This window comes from Marimonas lutisalis (assembly GCF_005434965.1).
GTDB classification, from domain to species: Bacteria; Pseudomonadota; Alphaproteobacteria; order Rhodobacterales; family Rhodobacteraceae; genus Marimonas_A; species Marimonas_A lutisalis.
Genome location: NZ_SKCI01000004.1, coordinates 315,359 through 330,555 on the forward strand (window position 1 = coordinate 315,359; position 15,197 = coordinate 330,555).

Here is a 15,197-nt window from a genome sequence, read left to right on the forward strand (position 1 = left end):
GCTTCAGATTGCGTCTTCGTTGGTTTCGCCCGTGCGCACGCGGACAGCCTGCTGCACATCCAGCGCGAAAATCTTGCCGTCACCGATCTTGCCGGTGTGGGCGGTTTTGGTGATGGTCTCGATGACCTGGTCGGCCATCGCCGAATTCACCACGATTTCCAGCTTGATCTTGGGCACGAAATTCACGGCATACTCGGCGCCGCGATAGATCTCCGTATGGCCCGATTGCGAGCCGAACCCCTTGATCTCGGTTACCATCATGCCGCGCACGCCGATTTCGGTGAGCGCCTCGCGCACCTCCTCGAGCTTGAACGGCTTGATCGTTGCAATGATGAGTTTCACCTCGATTCCCCTTGTGATGTCGCCGGTTGCCCGGCCATGTTGCACGTGCAGAAAAACCTGCTGACGCCGTGGCCGGAAGGAAAACGCCCGGGTTTTCCGCGCTGAATCCAACCTACGCGACTAATAAATGTGCATTCCATTCTAAATGACTAATTTTTAGGCATTTCAAAAAGTGAGGGCCGCGCATGTCCCTCTCTACTTTTGGCAATCGCGGCTGTATTGTGGCCGCAACGAACAGGCACCGGGCAGGGCAAAAGATGAGTGATTCACGGCGCAGAAAGCCGCCATTGGTGGCTGACAAGCGGTATTCGTCCAAGACCGCCAGCAAGAAATCCAAGGCCAAGGCCAAATCGAAACCCAAGGCCAAGTCCCGGCCGCGCAAGGCCGCGCGCCGGCGCAACCCCATCGTGGCTCTGTTTCTCGGCGTATTCGGCTGGATGTTCCGCCTGCTCTGGAGCTTCGGCTGGCGTGTCGGCGCGATTACGGCTGTCATCATCGCGTTGGCAGTGGGTTACGTCACGCTCACCCTCCCGCCGGTGGATGAACTCTTCGATGGCCGCGCGCGCGGTTCCGTGACGCTTTTGGATGCACGCGGCGATGTCTTTGCCTGGCGCGGCGATCAATTCGGCGGCGTCGTGACCACCGATACGGTCAGCCCGCACCTGAAAAACGCCGTCGTCGCAACCGAGGACAAACGTTTCTACCGCCACTTCGGCGTTAGCCCCCGCGGCGTCGCCTCGGCCATCCGCATCAACCTGCGTGAAGGCCGTGGCCCTCTGTCCGGGCATGGCGGCTCGACCATCACCCAGCAGACGGCCAAGCTGCTGTGCCTTGGCGTGCCCTATGATCCAAAGCAATGGAAAAACGAAGCCGCGTATGAGGCCGACTGCCGCGAGGGCTCACTCTGGCGCAAGATCAAGGAAGCGATCTTTGCCCTGGCGATGGAGACGAAATACACCAAGGATGAAATTCTCACCGTGTATCTCAACCGCGCCTTCCTGGGCGCCGGTGCGCGCGGGTTCGAAGCCGCCGCTCAACGCTATTTCGGCAAATCCGCGGCCCAGGTCACCCCGCCCGAGGCGGCGATGCTGGCCGGGCTTCTGGTAGCACCCACGCGCTACGCTCCCACCAACAACCTCGAACGCAGCCAGGCGCGTGCCGAAACCGTGCTCAAGCTGATGCACGAACAGGGCTATCTCGGCGATACCGAGCACGCCCTTGCCGTCAGCAACCCCGCCCAGCTGTCGGCTGCCGCCCAGAAAAAGGCCGGCGGCTACTTCGCCGACTGGGTGATGCAGACCGGCCCCGAGTTCTTTACCCGCGACACCACCGAAGACGTGATCATCCGCACCACGCTCGATCAGCGCATCCAGGCCGCGGCCGAAGAAGCGATGCGCACCATCTTCGAAACCAAGGTGCGCGAAGGCTCCGAAGCGCAAGCCGCCATCGTGGTCATGTCCGCCGACGGTGCCGTGCGCGCCATGGTCGGCGGGCGCAAAACCCGGGTGTCAGGCGAATTCAACCGCGCGACCATGGCCAAACGCCAGACCGGTTCGTCGTTCAAGCCCTTCGTCTATGCCGCGGCGCTCGACCTGGGCCGCTCGCCGCTCGACGTGATCGAGGACGCGCCCTATTGCGTGAACATCCCCGGGTCTGGCGAATGGTGTCCCCAGAACTATGACAAGAAATTCCACGGCCCGGTCACGCTGACCGAGGCGCTGAAACAGTCCCTCAACATCCCGGCCGTGAAACTGGCGCAAAGCGCGGGCCTCGACGTGGTGCGCACCGTCGCCTCGCAATTCGGCATCGAGTCCGACCTCGCCCAGGGCCCTGCGCTTGCGCTCGGCGCATCCGAGGCCTCGCTGCTGGAAATGACAGGTGCCTATGCCGGCATTCTCAACGGCGGCAGCGCCGTCGGCCCCTACGGCATGACGCAACTCAACCTGCTCGGCCAGAGCGAGCCGATCTTCTCGGCCTCCTCCGGCATCCGCGAACGCGTGATCCGCGAAGAAACCGCACGACAACTGATCTGGATGATGAACAAGGTGGTTACCGAAGGCACGGGCCGTCGCGCTGCCCTGCCAGATCGCCAGACCGCCGGCAAAACCGGCACCTCCCAGTCGGCGCGCGATGCGTGGTTCCTGGGCTTCACAGCTGATTACGTGGCCGGTGTCTGGATGGGATACGATGACAACACACCGCTCAGCGGCGTTACAGGATCGGGCCTGCCAGCCGAAATCTGGCACGAAACAATGGTGCGCGTGCATGAAGGCCTGCCATCCCGCGCCCTGCCCATGCAGGCCCCGGCACAACCGGCCAGCCGCCCGAACACCACCGGCCGCACGACCGGCGACCAATCGCGGCGCACCAATCGCGCCGTCGAAAACGTATTGCGGGGGCTGTTCGGCGCAGACAACCGCTAACAGCGCACTACCTGCGCCGAAATGCTCAGCTGATGCTCTTGAGGTCGCTGATCAGCGCGTCGATATTACCCCGACGCTTGTCCAGCATCGCGCCGATCTCGGTGCGCTCGGTCAGCAGCATGTTCACACCTTCGATGAAGATGTTGAAGAACTTGTCGCGCCCGGATCGGTCGCTGACCAGGAACGTCACCTCGAAGGGCGATTCCCCGCGCAGATGCGCGATGGTCCTGACCTCGTAGAAATTCTTGACCTTGCGGGCCTTCTGCACCTCGATCCTGCCGCCGATGAACTCGCGGAATCGTTTGCCGTATTTGCGGCTCACATAAACCTGGAAGGCCTTGGTAAAGGCGTTCATCTGGGCCCTGGTCGCGCGGCGGGCATCGACCCCCAGCGCGTAGCGTGCAATCGTCGGCACATCCGAATAGCGCACGAAGATCTTTTCGAACTCGCGGATTTTCTGGGCCTCCGATGTCGGCGCCGCAATCACGCGGTTAATATCGGCAACGATGGCGTCAACCAGCCGTTTGGCCCCGTCGGCCGTCAGGGCAAAGGCAGGCGCGGGCGTCATTGCGGCCAGCGCCACCCCGGACATGAAACCGCCGACAAGACCGCGTCGGCTCAGGTTACTCCGTCTGGTCTGCGTAGGGGTCGGCATAGGGGTCTGCGTAAGGATCGGCATAAGGGTCACCATAGGGGTCATCATAAGGATCGACATAGGCACTTGAATCGTCACTGCCCAGTTTGAACCGACGGTTCTGCAAATAAATCATGCGGGCCTGTGCGTAACTATCGGCACTTTCATAGAGAATGGTATCAATCGTGTCGGAATAGCGGCCCCGGTCGCCCAGCTTCGACGCCAGGGCGGCACCGGTTCCATAGTATTTTTCGGGACTCGGCAGAACATAGGACAATGGGTTGGTGAACACGTCCACAACCCTGCCAACCGCGTCACGCTCGGTCGATGGGCCCAGCACGGGCAACTCGACATAGGCGCCCTCGGGCACCCCCCAGACATACAGCGTTTCGCCGAAATCGGTTTCCACCTCGTCGATCCCGAATTCACTGGCCGGGTCCGCCAATCCGCCGAATCCGAAGACGGTGTTAAAGGCGAAGCGGAACGTGTTCTGGAATGCCCCGCCCAGGTCCCCCTGCAACAGGTTGTTCACCACCGTGCCCGGCAGGCTGAGGTTCGACGCGAAACTGGACACGCTGTCTTCGATCGGATCCGGAACAAACTGGGTGTATCCCTTGCCCGCGGGCCGGACCAGGCTGCGATCCAGCGCGCGGTTCAGTTCGTGATTGTTGCGGTTCGTTTCCTCGTAGGGATCGTAAATGCCGCCGGGCGCTTCGCCAGGCCCCGGAACACTGCAGGCCGACAGGGTGAAACTCAGCCCTACGACCGCAATCGCCAACGCGTTGCGCGCCTGCGCTTTCAAGCCGAAGCCGGATTTTTCGTTCGAAAACAACAATGGAATTTCCATAACGATCTGCGTATTGGCTATCTAATTGATAGAATTTTATTGCCCAGACCGCCACAGGGCTTCGTTCGGTTTTGTGGCAGAATGGAGACAGGGCCTTGCAGCCAGCATTCTAGTACGCGAAATAGAAAAACGAAACGATACGGTTGGACCCAAGCAAAATGATGCCCACGAACCAAGCACAACTCGCCGCGGGCAGGGAAGAACTGCGCGCGGCCCGCCGGGAAAGCCGTAGCCTCTACTGGGCGGTCGGTCTCTTCAGCTTCTTCGTCAACCTGCTGATGCTCACCGGCCCGCTCTACATGCTTCAGGTTTATGACCGTGTCTTGGGCTCGCGCTCGGTGGCAACGCTGATCGCGCTGTCGCTTCTTGTCGCCTTTCTTTACGGCATGATGGGCATTCTCGATTTCGCGCGCGGCCGCATCATGGGCCGCGTCGGCGCGCGGTTTCAGTCGCGGCTGGATCGGCGGGTTTTCGATGCGGTGATCCGCAAGACCGCGCTGCGCGGCACCAACGAAACCGCGTCGGGCCTGCGTGATCTCGAATCGATCCAGCGCCTGATGACGTCTCCCGCGTTGATGTCGGTCTTCGATATCCCGTGGACACCCTTCTTCATCATGGCGATTTTCCTGTTCCACCCATGGCTCGGCTACTTGGCGTTGTGCGGCGGTGGTATTCTGATCGTCGTGACCATCATCAACCAGAAAGTCTCGCGCCGCCCGCTGGGCCAGGCCACCCAGGCGACGATGCAGGCCGAGGTTATGGCCGAGCAACTCAGGACCGAGGCCGAGATGGTTCAGTCCATGGGCATGCGCCAGGCCGCGTTCGACCGCTGGCAGCAAAGCCGCCAACAGGCGCTGTCCTACCAGGTGTCCTCGGCTGATCTCGGCGGCAGCTTCTCTTCGGCGACCAAGACATTCCGGCTGTTCCTGCAATCGGCCATGCTCGGCGTCGGCGCCTATCTCGTGCTGCAGAACGAACTGACGCCCGGCGCCATGATCGCGGGCTCCATCCTGCTGGGTCGCGCCCTTGCCCCGATTGAGATGGCCATCGGCCAGTGGCCGCTTTTCGACCGCGCGCGCCGCGGTTGGGCGAACCTGGCCCTGCTTCTGGGCGAAGTACCCGCCGAACAGCCCAAGACCGCGCTGCCCCAGCCCCGTGCGCTGCTGGACGTGCAACAGCTTACCGTCGTGCCCCCGGGGCAGGCGCAGGCCTCGCTGCGCATGGTCAGCTTCCGCCTGGAACCCGGCAAGGCGCTGGGCGTGATCGGCCCGTCCGGTGCCGGCAAGTCCACACTCGCCCGCGCACTCACCGGGGTCTGGCGTCCCGCAGGCGGCAAGATCCGACTCGACGGCGCCTCCCTCGATCAGTACGAGCCCGAGGTGCTTGGCCGCCACATCGGCTACCTGCCTCAGCGCGTGCAGCTTTTCGATGGCACGATCGCCGAAAACATTGCCAAGCTTTCCGGCAAACCCGATGCCGAAAAGGTCGTGGCCGCGGCCAAGAAGGCCGACGCGCATGAAATGATCCTGCAACTGCCCAACGGGTATGACACGCCGGTGACCGCAGCCAGCGGACGTCTGTCGGGCGGGCAAATCCAGAGGATCGGCCTGGCGCGCGCGATGTATGACAGCCCGGTTATCATCGTTCTGGACGAACCCAACTCGAACCTCGACAACGAAGGTTCGATGGCGCTGAACAAGGCAATCCGCGCGATGAAAGGCGAGGGCAAATCCGTCATCATCATGGCGCACCGCCCGGCAGCCATCCAGGAATGCGAACTGCTGCTGATGCTTGACAGCGGCGCCCGCGCCGCCTTCGGACCGCGCGACGAGGTGCTCTCGAAAATGGTCCAGAACGCTGAGCAAATCCAGAAATCCCAATCTCCCGGAGGGGTCCGCTGATGGCCGCCGACGACGACAAGACACCCGAGGCCGAAGCCGGCCAACCGCCCGCCAAAGGAGACGGCAAGAAACCCCTTGCCAAGATCGAACCGGTCAAGGTGCCCGCGGAAAAGGCCAAACCCGGCACGCCCGCTGCTCCGCTGCTGAAGAAGGTCGACGCGCCGAAAAAATCCAAACCCTGGTCGGCGCGCCTGCCGCTGTTTATCGGGTTCCTGGGCCTGCTGATCCTCGTGGGCGGGTTCGGCTCCTGGGCCGTGTTCAGCGAAATCGCCGGCGCGGTCATCGCCAGCGGTCGGATCGAAGTGGATCGCAATCGCCAGGTGGTCCAGCACCCGGACGGCGGGGTTGTCGCCGAGGTTCTGGTCGATGAAGGCGACACCGTCACTGTCGGACAGGTCCTCATCCGGCTCGACCCGGTCGAACTCGCATCGCAGAAAACCATCCTCGAAAGCCAGCTTTTCGAAATCATGGCCCGCCGCGGGCGGCTCGAAGCCGAACGCGACGGCGCCGAGAAGATAACCTTCGATCCCGAATTGATCGAGGTGTCGAACAGCAACGCCGATGTGCGCGAACTGATGGACGGGCATACCCGCCTTTATGCCGCCCGGCAGGCCTCGATCGACAAGGAGATCGAACAACTTGGCCGGCGCAGCGCCCAGCTCGACGACCAGATCGAGGGCATCGTGGCGCAGTCCGCCGCGCTGGAAACCCAGCTTGCCCTGATCGAGCAGGAACTCGCGAACCAGCAGGACCTGTTCGAAAAGGGCCTGGCCCAGGCGTCGCGCGTCCTGAACCTCCAGCGCGAACAAGCGCGGCTTGCCGGCCAGGTCGGCGATTTGAAATCCCGCAAGGCGCAGGCCGAAGAGCGCATCACCGAGATCGAGATCGAGGTGCTCAAGCTCGATACCCGTCGCCGCGAAGAGTCCATCTCGCAGCTGCGCGATCTGCGCTTCCGCGAGCTGGAACTGCGCGAAGAGCGCCGCGCAATCATCGAACGCATGACCCGCCTCGATATCACCGCACCGGTCTCCGGCGTGGTCTACGGGCTGACCGTGTTCTCGCCGCGCTCTGTGATCCGTCCGGCCGATCCGGTGCTCTTCATCGTCCCGCAGGATCGTCCGCTCGTGATTACCGCCCAGGTCGAGCCGATCCATATCGACATGGTCTATGTCGGCCAGGAAGTCAGCCTGCGGTTCTCGGCGTTCGATCAACGTGAAACCCCCGAACTGGTGGGCCATGTCGCGCTCGTTTCGCCCGACGCGTTTTCGGACGATAGGACCGGGCTGACCTACTATCGAACAGAAATCGTGCTCGATGAGAACCAGCGTGAACGCCTGCCCGAGGGCACCTCGCTCGTGCCTGGCATGCCGGTCGAGGCGTTCATCCGCACCGATGATCGCACCCCGATTGCCTATCTGCTGCGGCCCTTCACGGTTTATTTTTCCAAGGCCTTCCGCGAAAGCTGACACGGCGCCTGGAATGGGCTTTCCATTTCGGGCCGCTTTGCACTAGCGTCACCGCGACTCGAAGCCACAAGGAGACCCGCGATGAGCTCGAAAATCGAATCCCGCCTCGCCGAACTGGGCGTCACGCTGCCCGACGCCGCCGCCCCCGCCGCGAACTACGTGCCTTTCGTCCAGGTGGGCGATCTCGTCTTCGTGTCGGGCCAAGTCTCGATGGACGAAAACGGGCTGGTCAAGGGCAAGCTGGGCGATGACATGGATGTCGAAGCCGGCGCCGCCGCGGCCAAGCTCTGCGGCATCATGCTGCTGGCCCAGGCCAAGGCCGCCTGCGGCGGCGATCTCGACCGCCTCAAACGCGTCGTGAAGCTCACCGGGTTCGTCAACTCCACTGGCGATTTCGGCGATCAGCCCAAGGTCGTGAACGGCTGTTCGGACTTCCTGGTCGAAGCCCTCGGCGATGCCGGCCGGCATTCCCGCTCGGCCGTCTCGGCCGGCGCGCTGCCCTTTGGCGTCGCCGTCGAGATTGAAGCGATCTTCCAGATCAGCTAAGGTCAATGGTCCCGCTCGACCCGGTGTTCCGCCGCGTGCCCTTCGCGCATCGCGGACTGCACGACACGTCCGACAGGCGCCCGGAGAACTCGCGCGCGGGGTTTCGCGCCGCGATCGAGGCGGGATATGGCATCGAGCTTGACCTGCAACTCTCCAGCGACGGGCAGGCGATGGTCTTTCACGACTACGCGCTTGCCCGCCTCACCGGGCAATCCGGCCCGGTGCGCATGCACAGCGCCGATCAACTGGCGCAAATCCCCCTGTTGCATGGGGATGGCGAAGGCATCCCAACGCTGCCCGAGATGCTCGATCTCGTCGCTGGCCGCGCGCCCCTGCTGATCGAACTCAAGGATCAGGATGGCGCTATGGGCCGCGATGTCGGCCCGCTGGAATACGCCACCGCGCAGGCGCTTTCGGGCTATCGCGGGCCTGTGGCGGTGATGTCCTTCAACCCGCATGCGGTGGCCGCAATGGCGCAGTTGGCGCCCGATGTGCCCCGTGGGCTGACCACCTGCGCCTATGATCCCGGCGATTGGCCGCTTCTGCCCCAGACCACCTGCGATCACCTGGCGGCCATCCCCGATTACGACCGCGTCGGCGCCTCGTTCGTGTCTCATGACGTGGCCGACCTGCACAATCCGCGCCTGTCCGAACTGCGCGCCGCAGGGGCCGCCATCCTGTGCTGGACCGTCACCTCGCCCGAAATCGAGGCCGAGGCGCGCAGGATCGTCGACAATATCACCTTCGAACAGTACCTCGCCCCGCTTCCCGCTTGAACGGGCCGGGGAAGGCCCCGATATTCCTTCATCATGGACGGCGAAACCAGCATCGAGATCCACGCTCTCACCACCCTCGGCCAGATCGACGCGGCCGAGTGGGATGCCTGCGCCTGTCCCGAGGCCGCGGATGGCGGCCCCCCGGCCGATCCTTTCACCAGCTACCGCTTTCTCAAGGCGCTCGAAGACAGCAGCTCAGTCGGCCCCCGAACCGGTTGGGAGCCGCGCTATCTTGTGGCCTATATGGACGATCAGGCCATCGCTTGCGCGCCGCTCTACGCCAAGTCGCACAGCCAGGGCGAATACATCTTCGACCACAATTTCGCCCATGCCTATGAACGCGCCGGCGGGCACTACTATCCGAAACTGCAGATCGCCGTGCCTTTCACACCGGCCACCGGCCGCCGCCTTCTCACCCGCCCGGGATTCGAGGAAACAGGCCAGGCCGCGCTGGTCCAGGGCGCCGTGCAGTTGGTCGACGACAACGATCTCAGCTCGCTGCACATCACCTTCTGCACCGAGGCCGAGGCAGAAGCGGGCAAACGGATGGGCCTTCTGCACCGCACCACGCAGCAGTTTCACTGGGAAAACCACGGCTATGCCGATTTCAACGCCTTCCTTGCATCCCTGTCGTCGCGCAAGCGCAAGAACATCCGCAAGGAACGCGCGACCGCGCAGGACTTTGGCGGGCGGATCATCGCGCTGACGGGCGATGCCATCGAACCGCAGCACTGGGATGCCTTCTGGACTTTTTACCAAGACACCGGCGCGCGCAAATGGGGCACGCCCTACCTGACCCGCGATTTCTTCGACCGCGCCCATGACAGCCTGCGCGATGACGCGCTCCTGGTGCTGGCCGAACGCGATGGGCACTATGTCGCCGGCGCGCTCAACTTCATCGGCCGTGATGTGCTTTTTGGCCGCTACTGGGGCTGCGTCGAACATCATCCCTGCCTGCATTTCGAACTGTGCTACTATCAGGCCATCGATTTTGCCATCGAACATGGTCTTTCCCGGGTCGAGGCCGGCGCCCAGGGCGAACACAAGCTGGCGCGCGGATACCTGCCCAATACCTGCCATGCACTCAGTTGGGTGCGCGATGCGGGTTTCCGCGATGCGATTTCGCGCTATCTTGAAGCCGAACGCGAAGCCGTGGCCGAGGAGGTCGAGATCCTGACCGCCTATGGCCCCTTCCGTAAAACCAACCAGGAGGAACACGATTGAGCGAACTTCTCTCCGATACCGCCCGCGAAAACCTGCTCGAGCCGCTGTTCAAAACGGGCTGGACCATGGTCGAGGGCCGTGACGCCATTGAAAAGGAATTCACCTTCAAGGACTTCACCGAGGCCTTTGCCTGGATGACCCGCGCCGCGCTCTGGGCCGAGAAATGGAACCACCACCCCGAGTGGTCGAACGTCTACAACCACGTTACCGTCACGCTGACAACCCATGACGTCGGCGGCCTGTCGACATTGGATGCCAAGCTGGCGCGCAAGATGGACAGCCTTTGACGAAAAAAAGGCCCCGGAACGGATCCGGGGCCAGTCTGGTTGCGGGGCTCACCCATCGGGTAAACCTAGGGGAAAAGACGTTCGGGGGCCTGGCGCCTTACCAGTTGATCGGCCCCTTATCGCCGAAGGCGTGCACGAGGAAATCAATGAAGGCGCGCACCTTGGGCTGGGTAAACCGGCCCGGCGGGTAAACCGCGTAGATGCCTTGGGTTTCGACCGGCAGATCGGGGATCACGTCCTCGACCAGCCCCTTCCGCAGCGCATCGGCATAAAGAAAGCTGGGAAGATAGGCGATGCCCAGACCCGAGATCGCCGCGTTCAGCAGGCTCTGGCCGTCATTCACGCTCAGCCACCCGGCGGTGCGCACCTGGCGCTTCTCGCCCGACGGCGCGGTCAGTTTCCAAACGTTCCCGGCCGACTGGTTGGAATAATGCAGCAGCTTGTGCTCATTCAGATCGTCGATCTTCTCGGGGCGGCCGTAACGCTCGAAATAGGCAGGGCTCGCGATCATCCGCTTGGTTGTCTCGGTCAGCTTGCGCGCCCGCAGCGTGCTGTCTTCCAGCTCGCCAATACGGACCGCCATGTCAAAGCCTTCGGAAATCAGTTCCACATAGCGGTTGTTCAGCACCATGTTCACGGTGATATCCGGGAAGTCGGCCAGGAAATCGCCCAGGATCGGGCTCAGATGATTGACGCCGAAATCGGTTGCCACGCTGATCCGCAAAAGGCCCGACGGGTCCGATTGCATCGACGACACCAACGCATCGGCCTCGCCCGCGTCATTCAGAACGCGGCGCGCACGATCGTAATAGGCCAGTCCGATCTCGGTCGGGCTCACCCGGCGCGTCGTTCGGTTCAGAAGCCGCGCACCCAGGCGTGCTTCAAGCGAGGAGACGTGCTTGGAGACGGCAGATTTCGAAATCCCCATCTTCTTCGCGGCGTCCGTAAAGCCTCCTTGATCCACAACCGTGGCAAAGGCCTCCATTTCCGTCAGGCGGTCCATACTCGATCCCTCTGCGTGTCCTTTTTGTCAGGATCGGTTATCGCGGGGAAATTGGGCAGAATACGGGCGCGGGTGGGATAATATCGGGGATTTGTCAGGGATCGTTGATGGCGCCGAAACAGGGAAACACGCGTTTCGTGCCCTGCGGAGGTGGGCTCAGGCCACCATCTGCTCGGCCTTCTTCAGGTCCACGCTGACCAGCTGGCTCACGCCCTGCTCCTGCATGGTCACCCCAAAGAGCCGGTCCATCCGCGACATCGTCACCGCGTGGTGCGTAATGATCAGGAACCGCGTATCGGTGCGCCGCGTCATCTCGTCCAGCAGGTCGCAGAACCGCGTCACGTTGGCATCGTCCAGCGGCGCGTCGACCTCGTCCAGCACACAGATCGGCGCGGGGTTGGCCAGGAACACCGCGAAAATCAGGGCCAGCGCAGTCAGGGTCTGTTCCCCACCCGACAACAGCGACAGCGTCGACAGCTTCTTGCCCGGCGGCTGGCACATGATCTCCAGACCGGCTTCCAGCGGGTCGTCGCTCTCGACCAGCACTAGGTTCGCTTCGCCCCCGCCAAACAGGTGCTTGAACAGAAGCGAGAAGTTCTCGTTCACCTGCTCGAACGCGGTCAGCAGGCGTTCGCGCCCTTCGCGGTTCAGGCTGGCGATACCGTTGCGCAGGGTGCGGATCGCCTCTTCTAGGTCGGTCTTTTCCTTCACCAGCTCGTCATGCTCGGTCTGAACTTCCTGTGCGTCTTCCTCGGCGCGCAGGTTCACCGCGCCCAGCGCATCACGCTGCCGCTTCAGCCGGTTCACATCCGCTTCGATCGCGTCCGAGGCCGGCATCTTCTCAGGATCGGTCTCCAACCGCTCCAGAAGCTCTTCCGGCGTGGTTTCCTGCTCCTCGGAAATTCGCTCGGCGGCATAGGCCACGGTTTCACGCGCCGCATCCGCCCGCGCCTCCGAACGCGCGCGCGCCTCGCGCGCCTCGCTTGCCGCTCGCTCGGCCTCGCGTTCGCCCGCCACCGCTTCGCGCAGGGCCGTCTCACCGCCGGCCAGCGCGTCAGCTGCCGTCGCCCGCCGCTTCTCGGCCTTGTCGATCTCGGTCGACAGTTCCTCGCGCTTGGCGGCGATCTCGGCGGGCGCGGCCGTAGCTTCTTTCAATTCCCCTTCCGAGGCCGCCTTGCGCTCGGCCAGCTCGGCGATCCGCTTGCCCGCAGTGTCCAGCCGATGCTTCCAGCCGCTGATCTCCTTGGTCACTTCCTGCGAGCGTTTCAGCCGCGCCTCGCCCTCGCGGCGCAGCTCGTCATGGGCCGAGCGGCGCGACATCATCGTGATACGCGCGGCCTCGACCGTCATCTTGACGTCTTCCACCTGCGACCGCGCCGCATCCAGGTCGCCCAGGTCGGCTGCGCCCTTCTCGGCCTCGGCCAATTGCTTGCGCGCGCCCATCGCCTCTTCTTCGTGGCGTTTTACCGCCAGCCCCGCCGATTCCAGCCGCGACTCCGCCAGGTTCCGGTCGGCCTCGGCCCGGCTCAGCGCGCGGGCGGCTTCGGTCAGCAGGCGGTCGGCCGCGCGGCGCGCCTCACGCGCCCTTCTGTCGGCCTCGCTCAGCTCGGCCATGCGCTTCTGCAGCATCTCGTGGGCAGCCCGTGCGCCATCGGCGCGCGCCGTGGCGGCCTCCATCTGCTGCTTCAGCGCCTCCAGCCGGTTCAACTGCTCCAGCCGCAGCGCCGCGGCGCTCGGCGCGTCCTCGGCCCAGGCGCGGAACCCGTCCCAGCGCCACAGGTCCCCTTCCAGCGTGACCAGACGCTGCCCCGGCTTCAACTGCGGCTGCAGGCGCGGCCCGTTTTCGGCCTCGACAAGACCGATCTGGCTCATCCGCCGGGCCAGCACCTCGGGCACGCTCACATGATTGGTCAGCGCATCGACACCCTCGGGCAACAGCTGCGCCTGCGAATACCCCGGCAGCAACGCCCAGCCCGATGGGCCATCCTCTTCCACCTCGGGTGCGCGCAGATCGTCGGCCAGCGCGGCGCCCAGCGCCTTCTCATACCCCTGCTCCACCTGCAGCCGGTCCAGGATCTGCCCGCCCTCGGCGGTGTCCCGCTCCACCAGCTTGGCCAGCGCCGTCGCTTCGGCGCGCAACGCGTTCACCTCGCCCTCGGCCTCGCTGCGCTCCGCACGCGCATCGGCCTCGCGCGATTGCGTCTCTGCCCGCGCCGCCTCGGCCTCGGTCAGAACGTCGTCGGCGCGCTTGGCCTGGTCCTGCGCCTTGGCCTCGGCATCCTGCGCCTCGGCATAATCGCTCTCGGCCTTCTTCAGGGCCGCCCCCGCCTCCCCGGCGCTGGCCTTGGCCTTCGCCGCTTCCGCCTCGCTGCGCTCCAGCGTCTTGCGGCTGTCTTCCAGCAACCGGTTGGCCGACTGGTGCCGCGCCGCCAGCCGCGCCACGTCCTCGGTCAGCTGCGACAGGTCAGATTCGCGCGATTGCAGCACCCGCGCCGCTTCCCGCGCCTCCTCGGCCGCCGCCTCCAGCCGCGCCTCGTGGCCTTCGCCCGCCTTAGCCAGCTCACGCGCCTCCCATTCCAGCCGCTCGATGGTTTCGCCGGCATCCCGGTTCAGGCCCGCCTCGCGCTCCATATCCGCGCCCAGCTGCTCGATCCGCGCCTTCAGCGTCTCGATCGTTTCCAGCGCCCGGGCTTCCTGATCGTTCAGCGTGTCGCGCTGCACCTGCAGCCGCTGCAACACCGCCGCGGCAATCGCCTCTTCCTCGCGCAGGGGCGGAAGGGCATCTTCCTTCCCGGCACGCGCCTTGGCCGCACTGCGCGCCGCCGCCTCGGCCTGCGCCGCCGCACTTGTACGGGCTCGCAGTTCCTCGTCGGCTTTCGCGCGCGCTTCCTCGGCCTCTTTCCAGCGGCGATAGAGCAGCATGCCCTCGGCCTGGCGCAACTCCGTGCCAATCGCGCGATAGCGTGCCGCCTGCCGGGCCTGCCGCGCCAGTTGCTGCAACTGCCCGGCCAGCTGCTCGATCACGTCATCGACGCGGGTCAGGTTGCTCTCGGCACCCTTCAGCTTCAGTTCGGCCTCATGCCGCCGCTGGTAGAGGCCCGAAATCCCCGCTGCCTCTTCCAGGATACGCCGCCGCGCCTTGGGCTTGGCATTGATCAGCTCGCTGATCTGCCCCTGCCGCACCAGCGCCGGGCTGTGCGCCCCGGTCGAAGCATCGGCAAACAGCATTTGCACATCACGCGCGCGCACATCCTTGCCGTTGGTCTTGTAGGCGCTGCCCACGTCGCGGGTGATCCGCCGCACGATCTCCAGAACATCACTGTCGTTGAACCCCGCCGGCGCCAGCCGCTCGGAATTGTCGATCAGCAGCGACACCTCGGCAAAGTTCCGCGCCGGCCGCGTCGCCGCCCCGGCAAAGATCACGTCTTCCATGCCGCCGCCCCGCATCGCGGTCGGGCGGTTTTCCCCCATGACCCAGCGCAGCGCCTCCAAAAGGTTCGACTTGCCGCAACCATTCGGCCCCACCACGCCCGTTAACCCGTCAGCGATGATCAGGTCGGTCGGATCGACGAAGCTTTTAAAGCCGGTCAGTCTGAGCTTGGAAAAACGCAAAAGGGGCCTGCCTGCGGTCTGATTCCCGTGATTTGAGAGATTGTGAGCGGCCAGCATGGCCCGAGTCAACGCCGGGAACCCACGATATGGGGATTTCGGCATAGTTATCCACAAAATATTGCGGCTGCCCGTGGGG

12 protein-coding genes are annotated in these 15,197 nt (G+C 64.2%); 7 read left to right on the forward strand and 5 right to left on the reverse strand.

Translation table 11 applies throughout. From position 1 onward, the window contains the following. Positions 1 to 3: 3 nt before the first annotated feature. Entirely contained in the window at positions 4 to 342 is a 339-nt protein-coding gene (locus E0501_RS17400) for a P-II family nitrogen regulator (protein WP_137702667.1), read from the reverse strand. Positions 343 to 599: 257 nt separating this feature from the next. On the opposite strand from E0501_RS17400, the gene E0501_RS17405 reads away from it, so the two are divergent. Beyond that, the gene (locus E0501_RS17405; RefSeq protein ID WP_137702668.1) at positions 600 to 2,765 is read left to right on the forward strand and encodes a transglycosylase domain-containing protein; all 2,166 of its coding nucleotides are present in this window, start codon (positions 600 to 602) and stop codon (positions 2,763 to 2,765) included. Between the two features lie 25 nt (positions 2,766 to 2,790). On the opposite strand, the gene E0501_RS17410 is transcribed toward E0501_RS17405, so the two are convergent. Then, entirely contained in the window at positions 2,791 to 3,357 is a 567-nt protein-coding gene (locus tag E0501_RS17410) for an MlaC/ttg2D family ABC transporter substrate-binding protein (RefSeq protein ID WP_235857892.1), read from the reverse strand. A 31-nt stretch (positions 3,358 to 3,388) separates the two neighbouring features. Continuing rightward, positions 3,389 to 4,231, reverse strand: a complete 843-nt coding sequence (locus E0501_RS17415; RefSeq protein WP_235857893.1) for an MlaA family lipoprotein — start codon at positions 4,229 to 4,231, stop codon at positions 3,389 to 3,391. Between the two features lie 176 nt (positions 4,232 to 4,407). Here E0501_RS17415 and E0501_RS17420 point away from each other — a divergent pair, with 176 nt between their 5' ends. From E0501_RS17420 to E0501_RS17445, 6 genes are all read left to right on the forward strand, one after another. Continuing rightward, complete coding sequence (locus E0501_RS17420; RefSeq protein ID WP_137702671.1) at positions 4,408 to 6,147, forward strand: type I secretion system permease/ATPase; 1,740 nt, start codon at positions 4,408 to 4,410, stop codon at positions 6,145 to 6,147. Next, on the forward strand, positions 6,147 to 7,613 hold the full coding sequence (locus tag E0501_RS17425; RefSeq protein WP_137702672.1) for an HlyD family type I secretion periplasmic adaptor subunit: 1,467 nt from the start codon (positions 6,147 to 6,149) through the stop codon (positions 7,611 to 7,613). The genes E0501_RS17420 and E0501_RS17425 overlap by 1 nt, the downstream gene beginning before the upstream one ends. An 81-nt stretch (positions 7,614 to 7,694) precedes the next feature. Further along, positions 7,695 to 8,159 carry a RidA family protein gene (locus E0501_RS17430; protein ID WP_137702673.1) on the forward strand — a complete coding sequence of 155 codons (465 nt, stop codon included), beginning with the start codon at positions 7,695 to 7,697 and terminating at the stop codon, positions 8,157 to 8,159. A 5-nt stretch (positions 8,160 to 8,164) separates the two neighbouring features. Continuing rightward, entirely contained in the window at positions 8,165 to 8,935 is a 771-nt protein-coding gene (locus tag E0501_RS17435) for a glycerophosphodiester phosphodiesterase family protein (RefSeq protein ID WP_137702674.1), read from the forward strand. A 33-nt stretch (positions 8,936 to 8,968) separates the two neighbouring features. After that, positions 8,969 to 10,159: a GNAT family N-acetyltransferase gene (locus E0501_RS17440; RefSeq protein ID WP_137702675.1), complete on the forward strand. Its 1,191-nt coding sequence runs from the start codon at positions 8,969 to 8,971 to the stop codon at positions 10,157 to 10,159. Beyond that, positions 10,156 to 10,446, forward strand: a complete 291-nt coding sequence (locus E0501_RS17445; RefSeq protein WP_137702676.1) for a 4a-hydroxytetrahydrobiopterin dehydratase — start codon at positions 10,156 to 10,158, stop codon at positions 10,444 to 10,446. Before E0501_RS17440 ends, E0501_RS17445 begins: the two co-directional genes overlap by 4 nt. A gap of 97 nt (positions 10,447 to 10,543) precedes the next feature. Here the strand turns inward: E0501_RS17445 and E0501_RS17450 are convergent, their stop codons facing one another. Both E0501_RS17450 and smc read right to left on the reverse strand, forming a co-directional pair. Continuing rightward, a complete protein-coding gene (locus E0501_RS17450) occupies positions 10,544 to 11,449 on the reverse strand; it encodes a LysR family transcriptional regulator (protein WP_137702677.1) in 906 nt (301 codons plus the stop codon). Between the two features lie 156 nt (positions 11,450 to 11,605). Beyond that, positions 11,606 to 15,061: a chromosome segregation protein SMC gene (smc, locus tag E0501_RS17455; RefSeq protein ID WP_137702678.1), complete on the reverse strand. Its 3,456-nt coding sequence runs from the start codon at positions 15,059 to 15,061 to the stop codon at positions 11,606 to 11,608. Positions 15,062 to 15,197: the final 136 nt, after the last annotated feature.

What these genes read in the sequence shown, in the direction of transcription:
- E0501_RS17440 (WP_137702675.1), top strand. Translation starts at nt 8,969, where the DNA reads ATGGACGGCGAAACCAGCATCGAGATCCACGCTCTCACCACCCTCGGC.
- E0501_RS17435 (WP_137702674.1), top strand. Translation starts at nt 8,165, where the DNA reads ATGGTCCCGCTCGACCCGGTGTTCCGCCGCGTGCCCTTCGCGCATCGC.
- E0501_RS17420 (WP_137702671.1), top strand. Translation starts at nt 4,408, where the DNA reads ATGCCCACGAACCAAGCACAACTCGCCGCGGGCAGGGAAGAACTGCGC.
- E0501_RS17410 (WP_235857892.1), bottom strand. Translation starts at nt 3,357, where the DNA reads ATGTCCGGGGTGGCGCTGGCCGCAATGACGCCCGCGCCTGCCTTTGCC.
- E0501_RS17430 (WP_137702673.1), top strand. Translation starts at nt 7,695, where the DNA reads ATGAGCTCGAAAATCGAATCCCGCCTCGCCGAACTGGGCGTCACGCTG.
- E0501_RS17405 (WP_137702668.1), top strand. Translation starts at nt 600, where the DNA reads ATGAGTGATTCACGGCGCAGAAAGCCGCCATTGGTGGCTGACAAGCGG.
- E0501_RS17450 (WP_137702677.1), bottom strand. Translation starts at nt 11,449, where the DNA reads ATGGACCGCCTGACGGAAATGGAGGCCTTTGCCACGGTTGTGGATCAA.
- E0501_RS17425 (WP_137702672.1), top strand. Translation starts at nt 6,147, where the DNA reads ATGGCCGCCGACGACGACAAGACACCCGAGGCCGAAGCCGGCCAACCG.